This window comes from Streptomyces sp. NPDC037288, assembly GCF_055603265.1.
Genome location: NZ_JBVJVY010000037.1, coordinates 22,080 through 38,806, shown reverse-complemented (window position 1 = coordinate 38,806; position 16,727 = coordinate 22,080). Strand labels below are relative to the sequence as shown.

Sequence of the window (16,727 nt, the reverse complement as noted above, 5' to 3'; positions counted from 1 at the left end):
GACCCTGGCAGAGAGCTCCAGACAATGGGCTCCCGGCAATGGGCCCCGGCAAAGAGCCCCCGCGCGAACAATCCCTACGCCCGCGTGACCCGCACCCGATAGGCGCCGTCCTCGTCCTTGCCGGTCACCTCGACGGTGATGCCGTGGCGGGGGTCCTTGAAGGCGGTGCCGGGGGAGAAGGGGGCGTCGGAGAGTTCTGCCTGGACGTTGGGACTGCGGGTGCAGCCGCCGCTGTTGGGGTGGCTGTCGTAGACCCTGACCGGACCGCGTCCGGTGTCGATCGTGCCGTCGATCTTGTAGATCAGCAGGCCCGGGTGGCAGATCGCCTCGTCGTTGCCGCCCTGCTCGCGCACCTCCAGCGCGTAGGAGCTTTGGGAGTTGACGGGGACGAGGACCAGTTTTCCGCCGCCGGGCTTGTACAGCGGCGTCAGCAGGTACTCGACGCTGCCCCGCGTCGCCGCGCAGCCCACCTGGGAGCTGTCCAGCCAGCCCAGTTTCCACTTGTGCCAGGCGAGCAGGTCGTTGTTGGCCCCCCAGTCCTCGCTCATGATGTCCCAGTGCCCGACCGCGCCCCCGCCTTCCTGCGTGTACAGGTCGGGCAGGCCGAAGGTGTGGCCGTTCTCGTGCGGCAGCACCCGGTAGCCGGTGCGGCCGTACGAACCGGAGCCGTCGTCCTGGCGGGAGTAGACGAAGGACGCGTTGGCGATGGGGACGCCGTCGGCGACCGGGGCGTCGGTGTTCCCGGCGAAGGTCACGGACAGGACGGTGTCCAGCGCGGAGGGGCCGGCGTTCGGGGTGATCAGGATGTCGAAGAGGTCGTACGAGCGGAAGTCGACGGCCGGGTCGGCCGCGTCCACGATGTCCTGCACCAGCTGCCGGTAGCCGGGATCGAAGGGCGCGCCGCGCTCGATGCCGTACTCCCTGAAGGGCTTGGGCATCCGCAGCCACCCGGGGATCGGCGTCTCCGGCCGGTAGTCCAGCCGGCCGTACGACGCGGTGCGGAACCACTCCCGGGTCTGCGGGAAGAACTCGTGGAGGCGGTCCATGGCGCTGCCCTGCCCGGGCGCGTCGGAGAAGTCGACCATCAGGGTCAGGGCGTGGACCGTGCCCGTGGAGCGGGCGTAGCCGTGCGGGGTGGGCAGGCCCTCGGTCATCTGTACGTCGAGACCGCCGCGGACCGTACAGGGGGCGAGGGCGGAGGAGCGGGCCATGCCGATGGGCCCGGCGGTGGTGGGCGCCGTCAGGTGTCCGGTCCCGGCCGAGGTGCTGACCGCGAAGGTCAGTGCGGTCACCGCGGCGAGGGCGGCCGCCCGGCGCGGGCGTATGCGGCGGCGTATGCGGCTGCGGCCCGTGCGGGGAGCGCGGCCCCGCGATCCCTGGGAGGAACCCCCGCCGGACGGGCGGCTTCGGGGGCGGCCTCCGTCGGGGAGGCGCCCGTGGGGAAGGGAGATGCGGCGGGGCGGCTGCGGCTGCATGCATGGGCCCTTCGCTCCACGGCAGCCGCCGGTCTCCGGCTGCACCCTTGCGATCACCCTGTGTCGGCGGGGTGGGGGCCGCGCGCTGGAGGAGACCGATCGTGGGAATGCCGGTCGGCACGGGGGTGAATCCCGGTGGTCGAGGAGTGGGGCGGTGCATGTGCCTCAGGTCACAGGGGTTCTTTTCGTGGGAGGGAAATAACCGGGGAGCGTTTCCCCGTTTAGCCCTGTGTCCGAGCGGAACGGGGACTGTCTCCCCGGATCGCCGCGCCCGCCCGACCGGCAGCCCTGCCACCCGAGCGGCACCCCTGCCACCCGAGCGGCACCCCTGCCACCCGAGCGGCACCCCTGCCACCCGAGCGGCACCAGCACCAGCACCAGCGCCACCAGACGAGCACCGGCGCCGGTCAGAGCCACCAGCACCGAGGAGTCCACCGTGCCGACCGCGACCACCCCCGCACCGCGCAAGGTGCACCGGCCCCGCGCCGACGCCCTGCGCAACCGGGAGCGGATCGTCACCGCCGCCCGGGAGATGTTCGTCGAGCACGGCCCGGACGTGCCACTCGACGAGATCGCCCGTCGGGCCGGCGTCGGCAACGCCACGGTGTACCGCAACTTCCCCGACCGCGAGGCCCTCGTCCGCGAGGTCGTCTGCTCCGTCATGGACCGTACGGCCGAGGCGGCCGAAGTGGCCCTCGCCGAGACCGGGGACGCCTTCGCCGCGCTGGAGCGCTTCGTGCACGCCACCGCCGCCGAGCGGATCAGCGCGCTGTGCCCGATGATCTCCGACACGTTCGACCAGCACCACCCCGACCTGGAAGCCTCCCGTGAGCGCGTGGAAGAGCTCGTGGAGGAGGTCATGGGCCGGGCCAGGGCGGCCGGGCAGCTCCGGCCCGACGTCGGCGTCGGCGACCTGATGATCGTCGTGGCCCAGCTGAGCCGGCCCCCGGCCGGCACGGACTGCCTGCGCGGCGACCGTTTCGTCCACCGCCACCTCCAGCTGTTCCTCGACGGCCTGCGGGCACCCGCCCGCTCCGCCCTGCCGGGCACGGCCGTGACCATCAGGGAGCTGCGCGACTGCTGACAGATGAGCTGCGCGAGTCCCTGACCGATCACCTCACCGATTAGTTCCGCTGCCGATCCCGGTCCACCCCTGCGGCTGCCTTAGAGCCGCTCTTGATTTTTTCCGTAACGAAGTTCCGAAGTGGGTACCTCCATGTCCGAAACAGCCCGCAAGGCTCCCGGCGCCGCCGCGCCGACCGGCTTCGCCGCACGCGCCGGCGACGCCAACCGCTGGAAAGCGCTCGTCTTCATCGCGCTCGCCCAGCTGATGGTCGTCCTCGACGCCACCATCGTGAACATCGCCCTGCCCTCCGCCCAGACGGACCTCGGCATATCCGACGGCAACCGGCAGTGGGTCGTCACGGCCTACGCCCTCGCCTTCGGCGGTCTGCTGCTGTTCGGCGGCCGTATCGCCGACAAGTGGGGCCGCAAGCGCGCCTTCGTCACCGGCCTGGCCGGCTTCGCCCTCGCCTCCGCGCTCGGCGGTGCCGCGACCACCGGCCCGATGATGTTCGGCGCCCGCGCCCTGCAGGGTGTCTTCGGCGCCCTGCTCGCCCCGGCCGCGCTGTCGCTGCTCGCCGTGATGTTCACGGACGCCAGGGAGCGCGCCAAGGCGTTCGGCATCTACGGCGCCATCGCGGGCGGCGGCGGTGCCGTCGGCCTGATCCTCGGCGGTTTCCTCACCGAGTACCTGAACTGGCGCTGGACCTTCTTCGTGAACGTCCCGTTCGCCGTCGTCGCCGCGCTCGGCGCCTGGTTCGTCATCCGTGAGCCGGAGGGCGGCCGCAACCGCAACCCGCTCGACATCCCGGGCGTCCTGCTGTCCACCCTCGGCCTGGTCGCCCTCGTCTACGGCTTCACCCGCGCCGAGTCCGACGGCTGGGGCGACGCGGTCACCGTGGCCATGTTCGTCGCGTCCGCGGTGCTGCTGTTCGCCTTCGTGACCGTCGAGTCCCGGGTCAAGGCCCCGCTGCTGCCGCTGCGCGTGGTCGGCGACCGCAACCGCGGCGGCATCTACCTCTCCCTGGGCCTCGCGATCATCGGCATGTTCGGCCTGTTCCTCTTCCTGACCTACTACCTGCAGGTCGTGAAGGGCTACTCGCCGGTCAAGACCGGCTTCGCCTTCCTGCCGATGGTGGCCGGCATGATCACCGGCTCCACCCAGATCGGCACCCGGCTGATGACCCGGATCCGGGCCCGGCTGCTGATGGGCCCCGGCTTCCTGGTGGCCGGCCTCGGCATGCTGCTGCTGACCCAGCTGGAGACCGGCTCGTCGTACCTGACCCTGCTGCTGCCCGCGATGGTGCTGCTCGGCCTCGGCATGGGTACGGCGTTCATGCCGGCGATGTCGCTGGCCACCCAGGGCGTCGAGCCCCGGGACGCCGGTGTCGCCTCCGCCATGGTCAACACCTCGCAGCAGGTGGGCGGCGCGATCGGCACCGCCCTGCTGAACACCATCGCCGCGTCCGCGAAGACGTCGTACTTCAAGGACCACATCGCGAGCGCCGCGGGCAAGCCGCAGCAGCGGCTGGTCGGGCTCCAGGCCATGGTGCACGGCTACAGCACGGCGATCTGGTTCGCCGTCGGCATCCTGGGCGTGGCCGCCCTGATCGCGTTCACCTTCGTCAACGCCGGCCGGCCGGGCACCACCGAGGTGATCTCCGGCGAGGGCGTCGAGGACGAGGTGCCGGTGCCGGTGGTGGCCCACTGACCGGGCCTGCGGTGAGGTGACTTAGCGGAGCCAGGGCAGGTCCGCACCCGCTTCGTTGGGCTGGAGGCCCTCGGCGACGATCTCCATGATCTCGCCGAGGGCCTTCTGCTGTTCGGGGCTGAGCCGGTCGAACATCGCCTGGCGCACGGCGGCGACATGGCCGGGCGCGGTGCGCTTCAGCACCTCGACGCCCTCGTCGGTGAGCACGGCGAACTGGCCGCGCTTGTCGGAGGGGCAGTCCTCGCGGCGCACCCACCCGTTCCTCTCCAGCCGCGCGATCGCGTGCGACAGCCGGGAGCGGGTGATCTTCGCCTGCATCGCCAGCTCGGTCATCCGCAGCCGGCGGCGCGGGGCCTCGGCGAGGCCGACGAGAAGGGCGTAGTAGATGTGCGGCATGCCCGCGTCGCGCTGCAGCTGCCGGTCGAGGTGGTCCTCCAGCAGGGTGGTGGCGTGCAGGTAGGCGCGCCAGACGCGCTGTTCCTCGCCGGTGAGCCAGCGGGGCTGTGCGGCGGAGTCTGATGCCGTGTTCATGGATCCCACTGTACGAGTCAGCTCCTTGAAACTTGAACAAGTCGGGCGTATGGTTCCCAGTGGAACTTGAGAGTTAAAGCAAACCGATGAGCTGAAGCAACGGGCTGCTCACGAGCACCGCGGTGCTGCCCAGAGCGCCGATGTGTTGCCCACGAGCGCCGATGCGCTGCTCACAGCACCGATGTGTTGCCCACGAGCACCGATGCGCTGCTCACGAGCACCTGAGTCCATGGGAGCCGCCGTCATGTCCACCACCGCACAGGAGAAGTCCGCCGCCGCCGGGCCGGACCGCATGCCCGCCCTGTACCTCAGCCACGGCGCCCCGCCGCTCGCCGACGACCCCGTCTGGCCCGGTCAGCTCGCCGCCTGGTCCGCGGACCTGCCCCGCCCCAAGGCGATCCTCATGGTCTCCGCCCACTGGGAGGAGGCCCCGCTCGCGCTGGGCGCGGTGCGGACCGTCCCCCTCGTCTACGACTTCTGGGGCTTCCCCGAGCACTACTACCGGGTGCGCTACGCCGCCCCCGGCGCCCCCGAGCTGGCCGAATCCGTCCGTAAGCTGCTGCGCGCCCCCGGCACCCCCGTCCAGGACATCCCCGACCGCGGCCTCGACCACGGCGCCTACGTCCCCCTCGTCGAGATGTTCCCGGCCGCCGACATCCCCGTCCTGCAGATCTCCATGCCCACCCTCGACCCCGTGCGTCTGATGGACATCGGCCGCAAACTCGCCCCCCTGCGCGAGGAGGGCGTACTGATCGTCGGCTCCGGCTTCTTCACCCACAACCTCGCCGCCCTGCGGCACACCGGCGGCGACGTGCCCAGCTGGTCCTCGGAGTTCGACGACTGGGGCCGCCGCGCCCTGGAGGGCCGCGACTGGGACGCCCTGCTGGACTTCCTCGACAAGGCGCCGGCCGGCCGCTACGCCCATCCGCGCACCGAGCACTTCGCCCCCCTGTTCGTCACCATGGGCGCGGCCGAGGCGGGCGGGGAACTGGATGCGCAGAGGTCCGTGATCGACGGCTTCTGGATGGGGATGGCGAAGCGGTCGGTGCAGTTCGGCTGAGCTGCATCGGTGCAGTCCGGCTGGGCTAAATCGGTGTTCGGCTGGGCTAAAGCCGTTTCTCGTACCAGGCCACGTCCCAGTAGCGGCCGAACTTGCGGCCGACCTCGCGGTACGTGCCGACGTACCGGAAGCCGAAGCGGGCGTGCAGCCGCTCGGAGGCCTCGTTGGGCTGGGCGATCCCGGCGTAGGCGCGGTGCACGTCCTCCTCGGCCAGCGCCGTGAAGAGGGCGTCGTAGAGCAGTGTGCCGATGCCGCGCCGGCCCGTGTCCGGGGCGACGTACACCGAAACCTCCACGGACGTGACGTACGCGGGCTTCGGCCGGTAGGGGCTGGATGTGGCGTACCCCAGAATTCGCTGTGAGTCGCCCTCCGGTTCCGTTTCCGTGGCAACCATCAGGCGGTACGGGCCGTCTTCCGGGTGGGAGAGCAGCCAAGGACGGCGCTCTTCCGGAGTGAAGATCGCGGTATCGAATGTGATGGCCGTCTCACGTACGTAGTGGTTGTAGATCACCGTGAGGGCGTTGAGGTCCCCCTCGACTCCCGGTCTGACCTGCACCTCTGTACGTTGCGTCGGCATCTCGCCTCCCAGCCTGGCGGAACAGGGTACTGCATGATCAGAAAAATTGGGGGGCGGGTTGGGAATTCTGTCCGGATTCCAGTCGTTGTTTCCCACGGATGCAGGGCACCCGGAGAGAGTCGCAGGGGACTCGGAAGGAGTCCCGGCGACGGTCCCCGCCCGTGCCGAGCGTTCGCAGGACCACCCGCCAGCCCACCATCGCAAGGGAGCACGCATGGCAACCCGTGCCGTCGCCCGTCGTCAGTCCGCCACCGGCGAGACGGCCGACTCGGCAAGCAGTGTTCGCGTTCATGGCGGCGAGATCGCGGACCGCGACCTGGTCGGCATGTACCTCGACGAGATCGCGCGTACGCCGCTGCTCGACGCCGCCAAGGAGGTCGAGCTGTCCCAGACCATCGAGGCGGGTGTCTTCGCGCAGCAGGTCCTCGACGGTGAGGAGGAGTCCACGACGGACGCCACCCGCGAGGAGCTTCAGGCGCTGGTCGCCGCCGGCGAGCGGGCCAAGGACATCTTCATCCGTTCCAACCTCCGCCTGGTCGTGGCGGTGGCCCGGCGCTACCCGCGCAGCGGCCTGCCCCTGCTCGACCTGATCCAGGAGGGCAACGCCGGCCTGGTGCGCGCCGTCGAGAAGTTCGACTACCGCAAGGGCTTCAAGTTCTCGACCTACGCCACCTGGTGGATCCGTCAGGCCATCACCCGCTCCATCGCCGACCAGTCCCGCACCATCCGGCTCCCCGTCCACCTGGTGGAGGAGCTGGGGCGCATCCGCCGCGTCCAGCGCGAGTTCAACCGCGAGAACGGCCGCGACCCGGAGCCCGTGGAGATCGCGGCGGAGCTGGGCGCCACACCGGAGCGCGTCATCGACGTCCTCGACTGGGCCCGCGACCCGGTCTCGTTGAACATGTCCGTGGACGACGAGGGCGAGACCCAGTTCGGCGACCTGCTGGAGGACACGTCGGCGGTCAGCCCGGAGCAGTCTGTCCTCACTCTCCTGCGCAGCGAGGAACTGGACGACCTGATCGGCCGTCTGGACCAGCGCACGGCCTCCATCATCAAGATGCGGTACGGCATCGAGGACGGCCGCGAGCGCACCCTGACCGAGGTCGGCAAGGAGCACGGCCTGACCCGCGAACGCATCCGCCAGATCGAGAAGCACGCCCTCCTCGAACTGAAGAAGCTGGCCCGCGACACCGGGTTCGACGCGGCGGCGTAAGGGGGTTCCGGGGGATGCGGGTGGCGGGCCTGGGCCCGGTCATGGCCGGCCATGACCTGCGGCTGCTGCGGGGGGCTGCGGCTGTGGGGGCCGCGGCTGCGGGCCCGCGGCTGCTTGGGTATGCCGCCGGCGGGACGGGCCAGGGGGTGCCTGGGTGCCTGGTGCGCGGGTGTGCTTGGGGTGCCTGGGCATGCGGGGCGGGCGGTGCGCGGGTGTGCTTGGGGTACTCCCAGGTGTGCGGGGCTGGCGGTGCGGCTGGGCGGTGCCCGGCGGTGTACCCGGGACGTGTCAGGCGGTGTACCCAGGCGTGTCGGGCGCGGGTGTGTCGGATGCGTGTCCGGCTGTCCGGGGCGCGCGCGGTCTGCCGGGTGCAGGGTCTCCGGCAGCCTGTGGTGTGTGCCTGTGGGCGTCCGGTGCGCGGAGACGTGTGGTGCCTTGGGGGCGTACGGTGCCCCGGGAGCGCGCACGCCGGTGGCGAAAGACGGCGCAAACATGGCGCTGCCCCATCGCTTCAACTCCCGGGCCCGCGGGAACAACCCTTCCGGGCCCAGCAGCAGCCAACCCCCGGACCGCACTCCCCACACACCGTACAGACCGGCCGACCCCACGCGCCCACGCCGCACCACAGAGCCAGGTCCCGACGCAATCCCCCCCGGCGCCGGGACCTTCCCGAGCCGGGCTTCGGCACCCTTCCCCCCTGGGTGCCGAAGCCCGGCTCCATCTGCGTCCGCAGGCCGGTCAACTGCCAGCACCGTCTCGGCACTTGGGCTTCAGCGGCGACGAACCCGCCGACATCCGGCCCTGCCCGAGTGGCAGGCGCCCTAGGCCCGTTACGGACCCCGGCCGCCCGTCCTCCTGCCTCGCCTGAGGGCCATCTCGGCCAACCGCTCGGCTCTCCCGGGCATCCCCTCAGGCCGCCGCCCGCTCCAGCGGCGCCGAGGCCGCCCCGTCGATCACCGGTGACACCGGCTCCGGCGCCGGCCATCGGTAGACGCGGGCCGGCAGGCGGGCATATGTGGTCCCGCGGGGTTCGCGCGCGGCTTCCCTAGGCCCGAGCAGCCACTCGTGCGGCGGGGCGGGGGGGCCAGGAGAGGGAGGCGACCGGGTAACCGGGTAACCGGGTAACAAGGGTGCGGCGAGGGTGCGGCGACGGAATCTGCCTCCGGCGCATCCTGGAATGACGGCCCACCCCGTACCTGAACCCCGGGGTGGACCGCCGGATGGCAGATTCTGCCACATGGGCATAGCCTGCCGGGGTGAGCACCACCCCCAGCGCCGCCCACCAGCTGTTTTCCGCCTCTCCCCCGGTCTCGCTGACCGAACGCCGGAAGGCCGAGACCCGGATGGAGATCGCCCGCGCGGCGGCCGCCCTGTTCGTCCGCCAGGGCCTGCGGGCCACCCGCGCCGAGGACATCGCGCAGGCGGCGGGCATCGCGCCGCGGACGTTCTACCGCTACTTCGCCTCCAAGGAGGAAGCGGTCGCCCCTCTCTACGCCGCGGGCGCCCAGCGCTGGGCGGAAGCGCTCCGCTCGGCCCCGGCCCACCTGACCGTCCCGGAGGCCCTGGAACACGCCGTCCACCGCACCCTCACCCCGGGCGTCGGCGTCTCGGCGGCGTCCTGGGAATGGGTCCGCACCCTGATCCGGCTGGCCGGCGACAGCCCCGCCCTGCGCAAGGTCTGGGCCGAGGTGTGCCAGGCATCGGAACAGACCCTGGCCGAGATCCTGGCGGCCCGCACGACGCCGACGGCCCTCGGCGCCGGCCCCGCGGCCCCCGTACCGGTCACCCCCGACCTCCGCTTCGCCGCCGCCGTGGCCGGCGCCGCCGTCCGCGTGGCCGTGGAGTCCTGGGCCGCCGCATCCTCGCCGCCCGCCGGCCCGAACGGCCCCGCAGCCCTGGCCCTGCGCAACCTCGGCTCCCTGCGGGACTTCGAGTGGGCCTGCGGACAAGGCAAGGGCGTTGGCGAAGGGATGTGAGGCCGGGCAGAGCCGGGCCGCCACCGAAGGAGGCGTGAAACAGGGCAAGGCAAGGCGCTCACCCTAGGGCGCCTCCCCGACACTGCCCTCCCCGGCACCACCCTCCCCCGCCCGACTCAGCCGCCCGCCCAACTCCCGTGCCGACGCCGCGAGTTCACGGGGTTCCCGCACGGTGAAGTCGTAACCCGCCATCACCAGCCGCACGGCCAGCCACTCCACGGAATCGCCGGTGGTGCCCCGCAGGACACAACCGCCCTCGCCGTCGTCCTCCAGTGCCCCGAGCCAGGCCGGCAGCCGCGCGGAGACCTGTTCCGCCGGCGCAGCGAACCGCACCACGAACGCGTAGGTCTCCTGCCGTCGTCGGATGGACTGCCTCAGGTATTCGGCGGCGCTCCCCGCCGGCAGCTCCCGCGGCGCGAACCGGGCTCCGGTCGCGAACGGCTCGCTCACCCGGTCCACCCGGAAGGTGCGCCAGTCGGCACGGTCGAGGTCGTAGGCGACGAGGTACCACCGCAGCCCGGTCGACACCAGCCGGTGCGGTTCGGTCAGCCGCCGCGACTCGCTGCCGTCCTTGTCGCGGTAGACGAACCGCAGCCGCTCGTGCCCCGCCACCGTCGAGGCCATCACGGTCAGCGTCTCCGGCGCGATGCTCGGTCCGTCCCCGCTGGTCAGCGGTGTGGTCGCCGCCTGCAGCGTGGACACCCTGTGGCGCAGCCGGGCCGGCAGCACCTGCTCCAGCTTGGCCAGGGCCCGCACGGACGCCTCGTCCACGCCCTCCACGGCATGCCCGGCACCGGCCCGCAGGCCCACCGCGATCGCCACCGCCTCCTCGTCGTCCAGCACCAGCGGCGGCATCGCCTTGCCCGCGACCAGCCGGTACCCGCCGTCCGAGCCCTTGGTGGCCTGCACCGGATAGCCCAGCTCCCGCAACCGGTCGATGTCCCGCCGCACGGTACGACGCGACACCGCCAGCCGCTCGGCGAGCTCCCCGCCGGGCCACTCGCGGGGCGTCTGGAGGAGCGAGAGGAGCTGCAGCAGCCGTGCCGGCGTGTCCGTGGTCATGAGTACGAGAATGCCGTAGCACTAGGACATGATCTGACCTAATGGCCTCCTATGTTGGACGACATGAACGACATCGACGGCAACGCCGCCAAGGAGCGCGGGACCGTATCCACCAGCGGCTCCGCCGCGGGACGCGACCAGCTCCAGCGAACCGGGACAGAAGGCGCCACACCGGCCCCGACGGCGCTCTCCACCTCTGCTCCTTCCAGGCCTTCCACACCTGCGCCCGCCGGCGGAGCGCATCGCTGGCTGGCCCTGGCCATCGTCATGACCGCCGCCTTCATGGACCTGGTCGACGTGACGATCGTCAACATCGCCATCCCGTCGATCCGGCGGAGCGCCCACGCCTCGGTGAGCCAGATCCAGTGGATAACCGCCGGTTATGCCCTGGCCTTCGCCGCCGGTCTCATCACCGGCGGCCGTCTCGGTGACATCCACGGCCGCAAGCGGCTGTTCCTGATCGGTATCAGCGGTTTCACTCTCGCCTCGGCCCTGTGCGGCTTCGCCGCCAACCCGGAGATGCTGGTCGCCTCCCGCATCCTGCAGGGCGGCATGGCGGCGATGATGGTGCCGCAGGTGCTGTCGATCGTGCACGCCACCTTCCCGGCCCACGAACGCGGCAAGGTGTTCGGTCTGTTCGGCGCGATCGTCGGTCTGGGCGCGGTCTCCGGTCCGCTGCTCGGTGCCCTGCTGACCGAGTGGAACCTGTTCGGCCTCGAATGGCGGCCCATCTTCCTCATCAACCTCCCCGTAGGTGTCCTGGCCTGTCTACTGGGCCGTCGCTTCATCACCGAGTCGAAGGCCCCGAAGGCGCTGAAGCTGGACCTCGTCGGTGTCGCCCTGGTCTCGCTGGGCCTGCTGATGCTGCTCTACCCGCTCACGCGCGGCCGGGAGCTGGGCTGGCCGCTGTGGGGGTACGTGTGCATGGCCGGCGCGCTCGTCGTCTTCGTGGTGCTGGTGTCGTACGAAAAACGGAAGGCCGCCAAGGACGGTTCCCCGCTCGTCGAACTGTCCCTCTTCCGGGTGAAGAGCTTCGCAGCGGGCATCGCCGTGCAGACCGTCTTCGGTGTCGCGCTCGGCATCTTCTTCCTGGTCTGGACGCTGTACATGCAGATCGGCCTGGGCTGGAGGCCGTTGCGGGCCGGCCTGACCGGCGTGCCGTTCTCCCTCGCGGTGTCCACGGCGGCCGGTCTGTCGGTGCAGCAGCTGGTGCCGCGGTTCGGGCGGAAGGTGCTCCAGGCGGGCGCCCTGGTGATGGGCGCGGGCGTCCTGCTCTATCTGTGGGAGGCGCACCGGTACGGCCTGTCCATCGCCTCCTGGCAGATGGCCCTTCCGCTCGTCGTGATGGGTGCCGGGATGGGGCTGATCGTCGCCCCGCTGACCGACGCGGTGCTCTCGGAGGTTCCGCACGAGCACGCCGGTTCCGCGTCCGGCCTGATCAACACGGTGCAGCAGATGGGCAACGCGCTCGGTCTCGGGCTCGTGTCCGTGGTGTTCTTCGGCGAGATCGGCGACCGGCTGGCCCCGGCCCAGGTCGGCCCCGCGTTCGTGAACGCCTTCCAGCACGCGCTGTGGTGGGTCGCGGCGATCATGGGCGTGATCTTCCTGCTGATGACCGCCCTGCCGAAGCGGCCCGCGCAGGAGACGGCCGAGACGGAACCGTCGGTGAGGCAGAGGGAGCCCGAGCTGGTCCCCTGACCGGCCACGACGAGGCCCGGCACCGGACCAGGTGCCGGGCCTCCGTGTTGTCCGTGACGACGTGCCGCACTACTGCTCCGGACAGCACCGGAAGTCCGTTCATGCCCGATTGGCATCTGCATCTGTTTACTTTCGGGAAATTCGGGCGTAGCCTCGACCGAAACCACACGTTCGGGCATCACGCGGAAGCGGACGGACATCGGTCGGAGGCCAGCGACATGTACGCACCGGAACGGCAGCAGGAGATCCTCCGGCTCGCACGTGAGGGCGGCCGGGTGGACGTGCTGTCGCTCGCCGAGGAGTTCCAGGTCACCGCGGAAACGATCCGTCGCGATCTGAAGGCCCTCGACCGCGCCGGCCTCGTCCGCCGGGTGCACGGCGGAGCCATCCCGGTCGGCCGCCTGGACTTCGAACCGGACCTGACCGAGCGCGAGTCCACCGCCGCCGACGAGAAGGACCGCATCGCCAAGGCGGCCCTCGGCGAACTGCCGACCGAGGGCACGATGATCCTCGACGCCGGTACGACGGTCGCCCGGGTCGCCGCCGCGATCCCGCTGGAGGCCTCCCTGACCGTCGTCACGCACAGCCTGCCCATCGCCGCCCGCCTCGCCGACCACCCCGGCATCCAGCTCCACCTGGTCGGAGGGCGCGTACGGCACCGCACGCGCGCCGCCGTGGACGCCTGGGCGCTCCGCGCGTACGGCGAGATCCGCGCCGACGTGCTGTTCGTCGCGGCGAACGGCTTCTCCGCCGAGCACGGTCTGACCACCCCCGACCTCGCCGAGGCCGCGGTCAAGCGGGCCGCGGTCGCCGCCGCCCGCCGCGTGGTGCTCCTGGCCGACTCCGCCAAGCACGGCCAGGAGCACTTCGCCCGCTTCGGCGCCCTGATCGACGTGGACCTGCTGATCACCGACAGCGGGCTGAGCCCCGAAGACGCCGCCGTCATCGAGCACGGCGGCACGGAAGTAGTGCGCGCATGATCCTCACCGTCACCCCCAACCCGTCCCTCGACCGCACCTACGAGGTCCTCCGCCTGAAGCGCGGCGAAGTCATCCGCGCCGAGACCGAGCGCATGGACCCGGGCGGCAAGGGCGTGAACGTCTCGCGCGCCGTCGCGGCCGCCGGACGGCGCACGGTCGCCGTCCTGCCCCTGGGGGGTGCGCCGGGGGCGCTCGTCGCCGACCTGCTCGACGCGCAGGGCATCGAGGTCGCGCCCGTCCCGATCACCGGAGCCACCCGCTCCAACATCGCGCTCGCCGAGGCGGACGGCGTGCTGACGAAGATCAACGCCCCCGGCCCCGAACTGTCCCCGGCCGAACAGGAACTCCTCCTGGACACCGTCCGCGAGCAGTCACGGGACGCCGACTGGATCGCCTGCTGCGGCAGCCTGCCCCGGGGGCTCGCGCCCTCTTGGTACGCCGATGTCGTCACGCGGGCGCACGCCGGGGGCGCACGCATCGCGCTGGACACCTCGGGGAATGCGCTGCGGGAGGCGCTGCGCGCGCGGCCGGACGTGGTGAAGCCCAACGCCGAGGAGCTCGCGGAAGCCGTCGGGCGCCCCCTGGCGACGGTGGGCGACGCGCTGAAGGCGGCCGAGGAGGTGCGCGGCATGGGCGCACGCGCCGTGCTCGCGAGCCTGGGCGCCGACGGGCAGCTCCTCGTGGAGGGCGCGGGCGCCTGGTTCGCCGCCGCCCGCGTGGACACCGTCCGCAGCAACGTCGGCGCCGGCGACTCCTCCCTCGCCGGCTTCCTGATCGCCGGCGGCACCGGCCCCGAGGCCCTCGCCTCCGCCGTCGCCCACGGCGCCGCCGCCGTCCAGCTCCCCGGCAGCGTCATGCCGGCCCCCGCTGACCTGGACCCGGCGGCAGTGACCGTCACGGCCGAGATCCCGCTCGACCGCGAACTGACGGAGCCGGTGTCATGACCCCCCCGATCCGCCGTCGTACGACCATCCAGGTCCGGCCCTGGCGAGACTCCCCGTCACTCACCACGGCCACCCTCCCCACCGCCTCCCCCCACAGCACCCCCGTCCCCACCTCCGCCCACCCCTCCCCCCGGGCGATACGCGTGCATAGGAGCCCGCGATGAGCTACATGATCACCGCGGACCTGGTCGACCTCGACCTGTCCGCCGACACCAAGGAAGCGGCGGCGCGCGCCCTCGCCGAGCGCATGGTGGCCAAGGGCCGGGTGACCGACCTGGAAGGCTTCCTCGCCGACGTGGCCGCCCGCGAGGCCCAGATGCCGACCGGCCTCGACGGCGGCATCGGCATCCCGCACTGCCGCAGCAGCCACGTCACCGAGCCGACCCTCGCCTTCGGCCGCAGCCCCGCCGGCGTCGACTTCGGTGCGGCGGACGGCCCGGCCGACCTCATCTTCCTGATCGCGGCACCGGCCGGCGCCGACGACGCCCACCTCACGATCCTCTCCTCACTGGCCCGCCAGCTGATGAACGCCGAATTCACCTCGGCGCTGCGCGCGGTGTCCGACGCCGGGACCGCGGCGGTACTGATACGCGGGGACGAGGCACCGAGCTCGGCGCAGGCGCCGGGGGCGTCTTCGGGCGAGGGCGCGAAGGACGACGCGGGTGCGGGCGCGGCCAGCGCCGCGAGCGCCGGGGGCGTGCACTCGGGCGCCGGTGCGAACGCTGCGGCGGGCGCTGCTCAAGGCGCCGTGGGCGCTGCGGGCGCCTCCGAAGACTCCGCTGCGACGCCGGTGGCGGCCTCCGCCGGCGCCGCAGCGGGCACCGCGGCGCAGGCACCGAACGCATCCGCCCCCGCGCAGGCAACCCCCGCGGGCGCCGGCTCCACCTCGGATTCCGGCGAGCGCCCCTTCCATATCGTCGCCGTCACCTCCTGCCCGACCGGCATCGCGCACACCTACATGGCGGCCGAGTCCCTGGAGAACGCGGGTCGCGAGACCGGTGTCGAACTCGTCGTCGAGACACAGGGTTCGGCCGGATTCACGCGGCTGGACCCTGCGGTGATCGCGGCGGCCGACGCCGTGATCTTCGCGCACGACGTCCCCGTACGCGACAAGGACCGCTTCGCCGGCAAGCCGACCGTCGACGTAGGGGTGAAGGCGGGCATCAACCGAGCCGTCGAACTCATCACGGAGGTACGCGAGAAGGCGGCGCGCGGCGAACGGAGCGCGCCGGCCCCCGCGTCGGGCAGCACGCCGGTCGAGCGCGCCGGCGACTCCACCGAGGGGTACGGCACCAAGCTCCGCAAGTGGCTGATGAGCGGCGTGAGCTACATGGTCCCGTTCGTCGCAGCGGGCGGCCTCCTCATCGCCCTGGGCTTCGCGATCGGCGGCTACAAGATCAACAAGGCGCCGTCGGTGATGGACCACTTCGTGTGGACCCAGGCCGACAGCTGGGGCGCCCTGCTGTTCCAGATCGGGGCCGTGGCCTTCGCCTTCCTGGTCCCGGTCCTGGCCGGCTACATCGCCTACGGCATGGCCGACCGGCCCGGTCTGGTCCCCGGCTTCGTGGGTGGCGCGATCTCACTGACCATCAACGCGGGCTTCCTCGGCGGCCTGGCGGCCGGCCTGGTCGCCGGTGGCGTGGTCATGGCGATCCAGAGGGTGCACATCCCGGCGGCGTTGCGCGGCATCATGCCGGTGGTGGTGATCCCGTTGATCTCCTCGGCGATCGTCGGATTCCTGATGTTCGTCGTGATCGGCAAGCCCATCGCCACCGCCCAGAAGGGCCTCACCGACTGGCTGAACGGCCTCACCGGCACCAACGCGATCCTGCTCGGCGCCCTGCTCGGCCTGATGATGTGCTTCGACCTGGGCGGCCCGGTCAACAAGGTCGCCTACACCTTCGCCACCGCCGGTATCGCGGTCTCGAACCCCAGCGACTCCGCGATGAAGATCATGGCGGCGGTGATGGCGGCCGGCATGGTCCCGCCGCTGGCGATGGCCCTGGCCACCACCGTGCGCGGCAAGCTGTTCACCCAGACCGAACGCGAGAACGGCAAGGCCGCCTGGGTCCTGGGCGCCTCCTTCATCTCCGAGGGCGCGATTCCGTTCGCGGCGGCGGACCCGCTGCGGGTCATCCCCTCGGCCATGGTGGGCGGCGCGCTCACCGGCGCCCTGTCGATGGCCTTCGGCGCCACCCTGCGAGCCCCCCACGGCGGTATCTTCGTGGTCCCGCTGATCGGCAACCCGCTCCTGTACCTCATCGCCATCGCGGCCGGCGTCTGCGCCACCACGGCCCTGGTCGTCCTCCTCAAGGGCATGCGCAAGCCGGCTCTGGAGGCCACGGCCACCGACCCCAACGCCCATGCGGCCGACAGGCCCGACGGAACCAAGCAGCCCGTGGCGGCCTGAACCACCGCACACATCCCGCCGGCACGCC

13 protein-coding genes are annotated in these 16,727 nt (G+C 71.9%); 9 read left to right on the top strand and 4 right to left on the bottom strand.

Features of this window, described 5'->3' with window-relative positions; translation table 11 throughout:
- Window positions 1-74: 74 nt before the first annotated feature.
- A complete protein-coding gene (locus ACZ7GZ_RS32265; protein WP_471029598.1) occupies window positions 75-1,292 on the bottom strand; it encodes a M6 family metalloprotease domain-containing protein in 1,218 nt (405 codons plus the stop codon).
- Window positions 1,293-1,911: 619 nt separating this feature from the next.
- On the opposite strand from ACZ7GZ_RS32265, the gene ACZ7GZ_RS32260 reads away from it, so the two are divergent.
- Together ACZ7GZ_RS32260 and ACZ7GZ_RS32255 are read left to right on the top strand one after the other, a co-directional pair.
- The gene (locus ACZ7GZ_RS32260) at window positions 1,912-2,559 is read left to right on the top strand and encodes a TetR/AcrR family transcriptional regulator (protein WP_471029595.1); all 648 of its coding nucleotides are present in this window, start codon (window positions 1,912-1,914) and stop codon (window positions 2,557-2,559) included.
- Window positions 2,560-2,691: 132 nt separating this feature from the next.
- Window positions 2,692-4,248, top strand: a complete 1,557-nt coding sequence (locus ACZ7GZ_RS32255) for an MFS transporter (protein ID WP_471029593.1) — start codon at window positions 2,692-2,694, stop codon at window positions 4,246-4,248.
- A gap of 21 nt (window positions 4,249-4,269) precedes the next feature.
- Here the strand turns inward: ACZ7GZ_RS32255 and ACZ7GZ_RS32250 are convergent, their stop codons facing one another.
- Window positions 4,270-4,779 (bottom strand): MarR family winged helix-turn-helix transcriptional regulator, encoded by a 510-nt coding sequence (locus ACZ7GZ_RS32250; protein WP_471029591.1) that lies wholly within the window; start codon window positions 4,777-4,779, stop codon window positions 4,270-4,272.
- A 244-nt stretch (window positions 4,780-5,023) separates the two neighbouring features.
- Between ACZ7GZ_RS32250 and ACZ7GZ_RS32245 the strand changes: the two genes are divergently transcribed.
- Window positions 5,024-5,839 (top strand): dioxygenase family protein, encoded by an 816-nt coding sequence (locus tag ACZ7GZ_RS32245; RefSeq protein ID WP_471029590.1) that lies wholly within the window; start codon window positions 5,024-5,026, stop codon window positions 5,837-5,839.
- Window positions 5,840-5,885: 46 nt separating this feature from the next.
- Here ACZ7GZ_RS32245 and ACZ7GZ_RS32240 read toward each other — a convergent pair whose 3' ends face one another.
- Window positions 5,886-6,416, bottom strand: a complete 531-nt coding sequence (locus tag ACZ7GZ_RS32240) for a GNAT family N-acetyltransferase (RefSeq protein WP_471029587.1) — start codon at window positions 6,414-6,416, stop codon at window positions 5,886-5,888.
- 214 nt (window positions 6,417-6,630) lie between these two features.
- Here ACZ7GZ_RS32240 and ACZ7GZ_RS32235 point away from each other — a divergent pair, with 214 nt between their 5' ends.
- On the top strand, window positions 6,631-7,629 hold the full coding sequence (locus ACZ7GZ_RS32235) for a sigma-70 family RNA polymerase sigma factor (RefSeq protein ID WP_471029585.1): 999 nt from the start codon (window positions 6,631-6,633) through the stop codon (window positions 7,627-7,629).
- A 1,343-nt stretch (window positions 7,630-8,972) separates the two neighbouring features.
- Window positions 8,973-9,605: a TetR/AcrR family transcriptional regulator gene (locus ACZ7GZ_RS32230; RefSeq protein WP_471029683.1), complete on the top strand. Its 633-nt coding sequence runs from the start codon at window positions 8,973-8,975 to the stop codon at window positions 9,603-9,605.
- 63 nt (window positions 9,606-9,668) lie between these two features.
- Here ACZ7GZ_RS32230 and ACZ7GZ_RS32225 read toward each other — a convergent pair whose 3' ends face one another.
- On the bottom strand, window positions 9,669-10,667 hold the full coding sequence (locus tag ACZ7GZ_RS32225) for a helix-turn-helix transcriptional regulator (RefSeq protein ID WP_471029583.1): 999 nt from the start codon (window positions 10,665-10,667) through the stop codon (window positions 9,669-9,671).
- A 267-nt stretch (window positions 10,668-10,934) separates the two neighbouring features.
- Between ACZ7GZ_RS32225 and ACZ7GZ_RS32220 the strand changes: the two genes are divergently transcribed.
- From ACZ7GZ_RS32220 to ACZ7GZ_RS32205, 4 genes are all read left to right on the top strand, one after another.
- On the top strand, window positions 10,935-12,365 hold the full coding sequence (locus tag ACZ7GZ_RS32220; RefSeq protein WP_471029682.1) for an MFS transporter: 1,431 nt from the start codon (window positions 10,935-10,937) through the stop codon (window positions 12,363-12,365).
- Between the two features lie 218 nt (window positions 12,366-12,583).
- Entirely contained in the window at window positions 12,584-13,345 is a 762-nt protein-coding gene (locus ACZ7GZ_RS32215; protein WP_471029580.1) for a DeoR/GlpR family DNA-binding transcription regulator, read from the top strand.
- Window positions 13,342-14,289, top strand: coding sequence for a 1-phosphofructokinase (pfkB, locus tag ACZ7GZ_RS32210; protein WP_471029579.1), 948 nt, complete (start codon window positions 13,342-13,344; stop codon window positions 14,287-14,289). The genes ACZ7GZ_RS32215 and pfkB overlap by 4 nt, the downstream gene beginning before the upstream one ends.
- A 160-nt stretch (window positions 14,290-14,449) precedes the next feature.
- Window positions 14,450-16,699 carry a PTS fructose transporter subunit IIABC gene (locus ACZ7GZ_RS32205; RefSeq protein ID WP_471029577.1) on the top strand — a complete coding sequence of 750 codons (2,250 nt, stop codon included), beginning with the start codon at window positions 14,450-14,452 and terminating at the stop codon, window positions 16,697-16,699.
- Window positions 16,700-16,727 lie beyond the last annotated feature (28 nt).

Excerpts from the sequence above, each read along its gene's own strand:
- ACZ7GZ_RS32250 (WP_471029591.1), bottom strand. The coding sequence starts at position 4,779 with ATGAACACGGCATCAGACTCCGCCGCACAGCCCCGCTGGCTCACCGGC.
- ACZ7GZ_RS32205 (WP_471029577.1), top strand. The coding sequence starts at position 14,450 with ATGAGCTACATGATCACCGCGGACCTGGTCGACCTCGACCTGTCCGCC.
- ACZ7GZ_RS32225 (WP_471029583.1), bottom strand. The coding sequence starts at position 10,667 with ATGACCACGGACACGCCGGCACGGCTGCTGCAGCTCCTCTCGCTCCTC.
- ACZ7GZ_RS32255 (WP_471029593.1), top strand. The coding sequence starts at position 2,692 with ATGTCCGAAACAGCCCGCAAGGCTCCCGGCGCCGCCGCGCCGACCGGC.
- ACZ7GZ_RS32235 (WP_471029585.1), top strand. The coding sequence starts at position 6,631 with ATGGCAACCCGTGCCGTCGCCCGTCGTCAGTCCGCCACCGGCGAGACG.
- ACZ7GZ_RS32245 (WP_471029590.1), top strand. The coding sequence starts at position 5,024 with ATGTCCACCACCGCACAGGAGAAGTCCGCCGCCGCCGGGCCGGACCGC.
- ACZ7GZ_RS32220 (WP_471029682.1), top strand. The coding sequence starts at position 10,935 with ATGACCGCCGCCTTCATGGACCTGGTCGACGTGACGATCGTCAACATC.
- pfkB (WP_471029579.1), top strand. The coding sequence starts at position 13,342 with ATGATCCTCACCGTCACCCCCAACCCGTCCCTCGACCGCACCTACGAG.
- ACZ7GZ_RS32230 (WP_471029683.1), top strand. The coding sequence starts at position 8,973 with ATGGAGATCGCCCGCGCGGCGGCCGCCCTGTTCGTCCGCCAGGGCCTG.
- ACZ7GZ_RS32240 (WP_471029587.1), bottom strand. The coding sequence starts at position 6,416 with ATGCCGACGCAACGTACAGAGGTGCAGGTCAGACCGGGAGTCGAGGGG.
- ACZ7GZ_RS32215 (WP_471029580.1), top strand. The coding sequence starts at position 12,584 with ATGTACGCACCGGAACGGCAGCAGGAGATCCTCCGGCTCGCACGTGAG.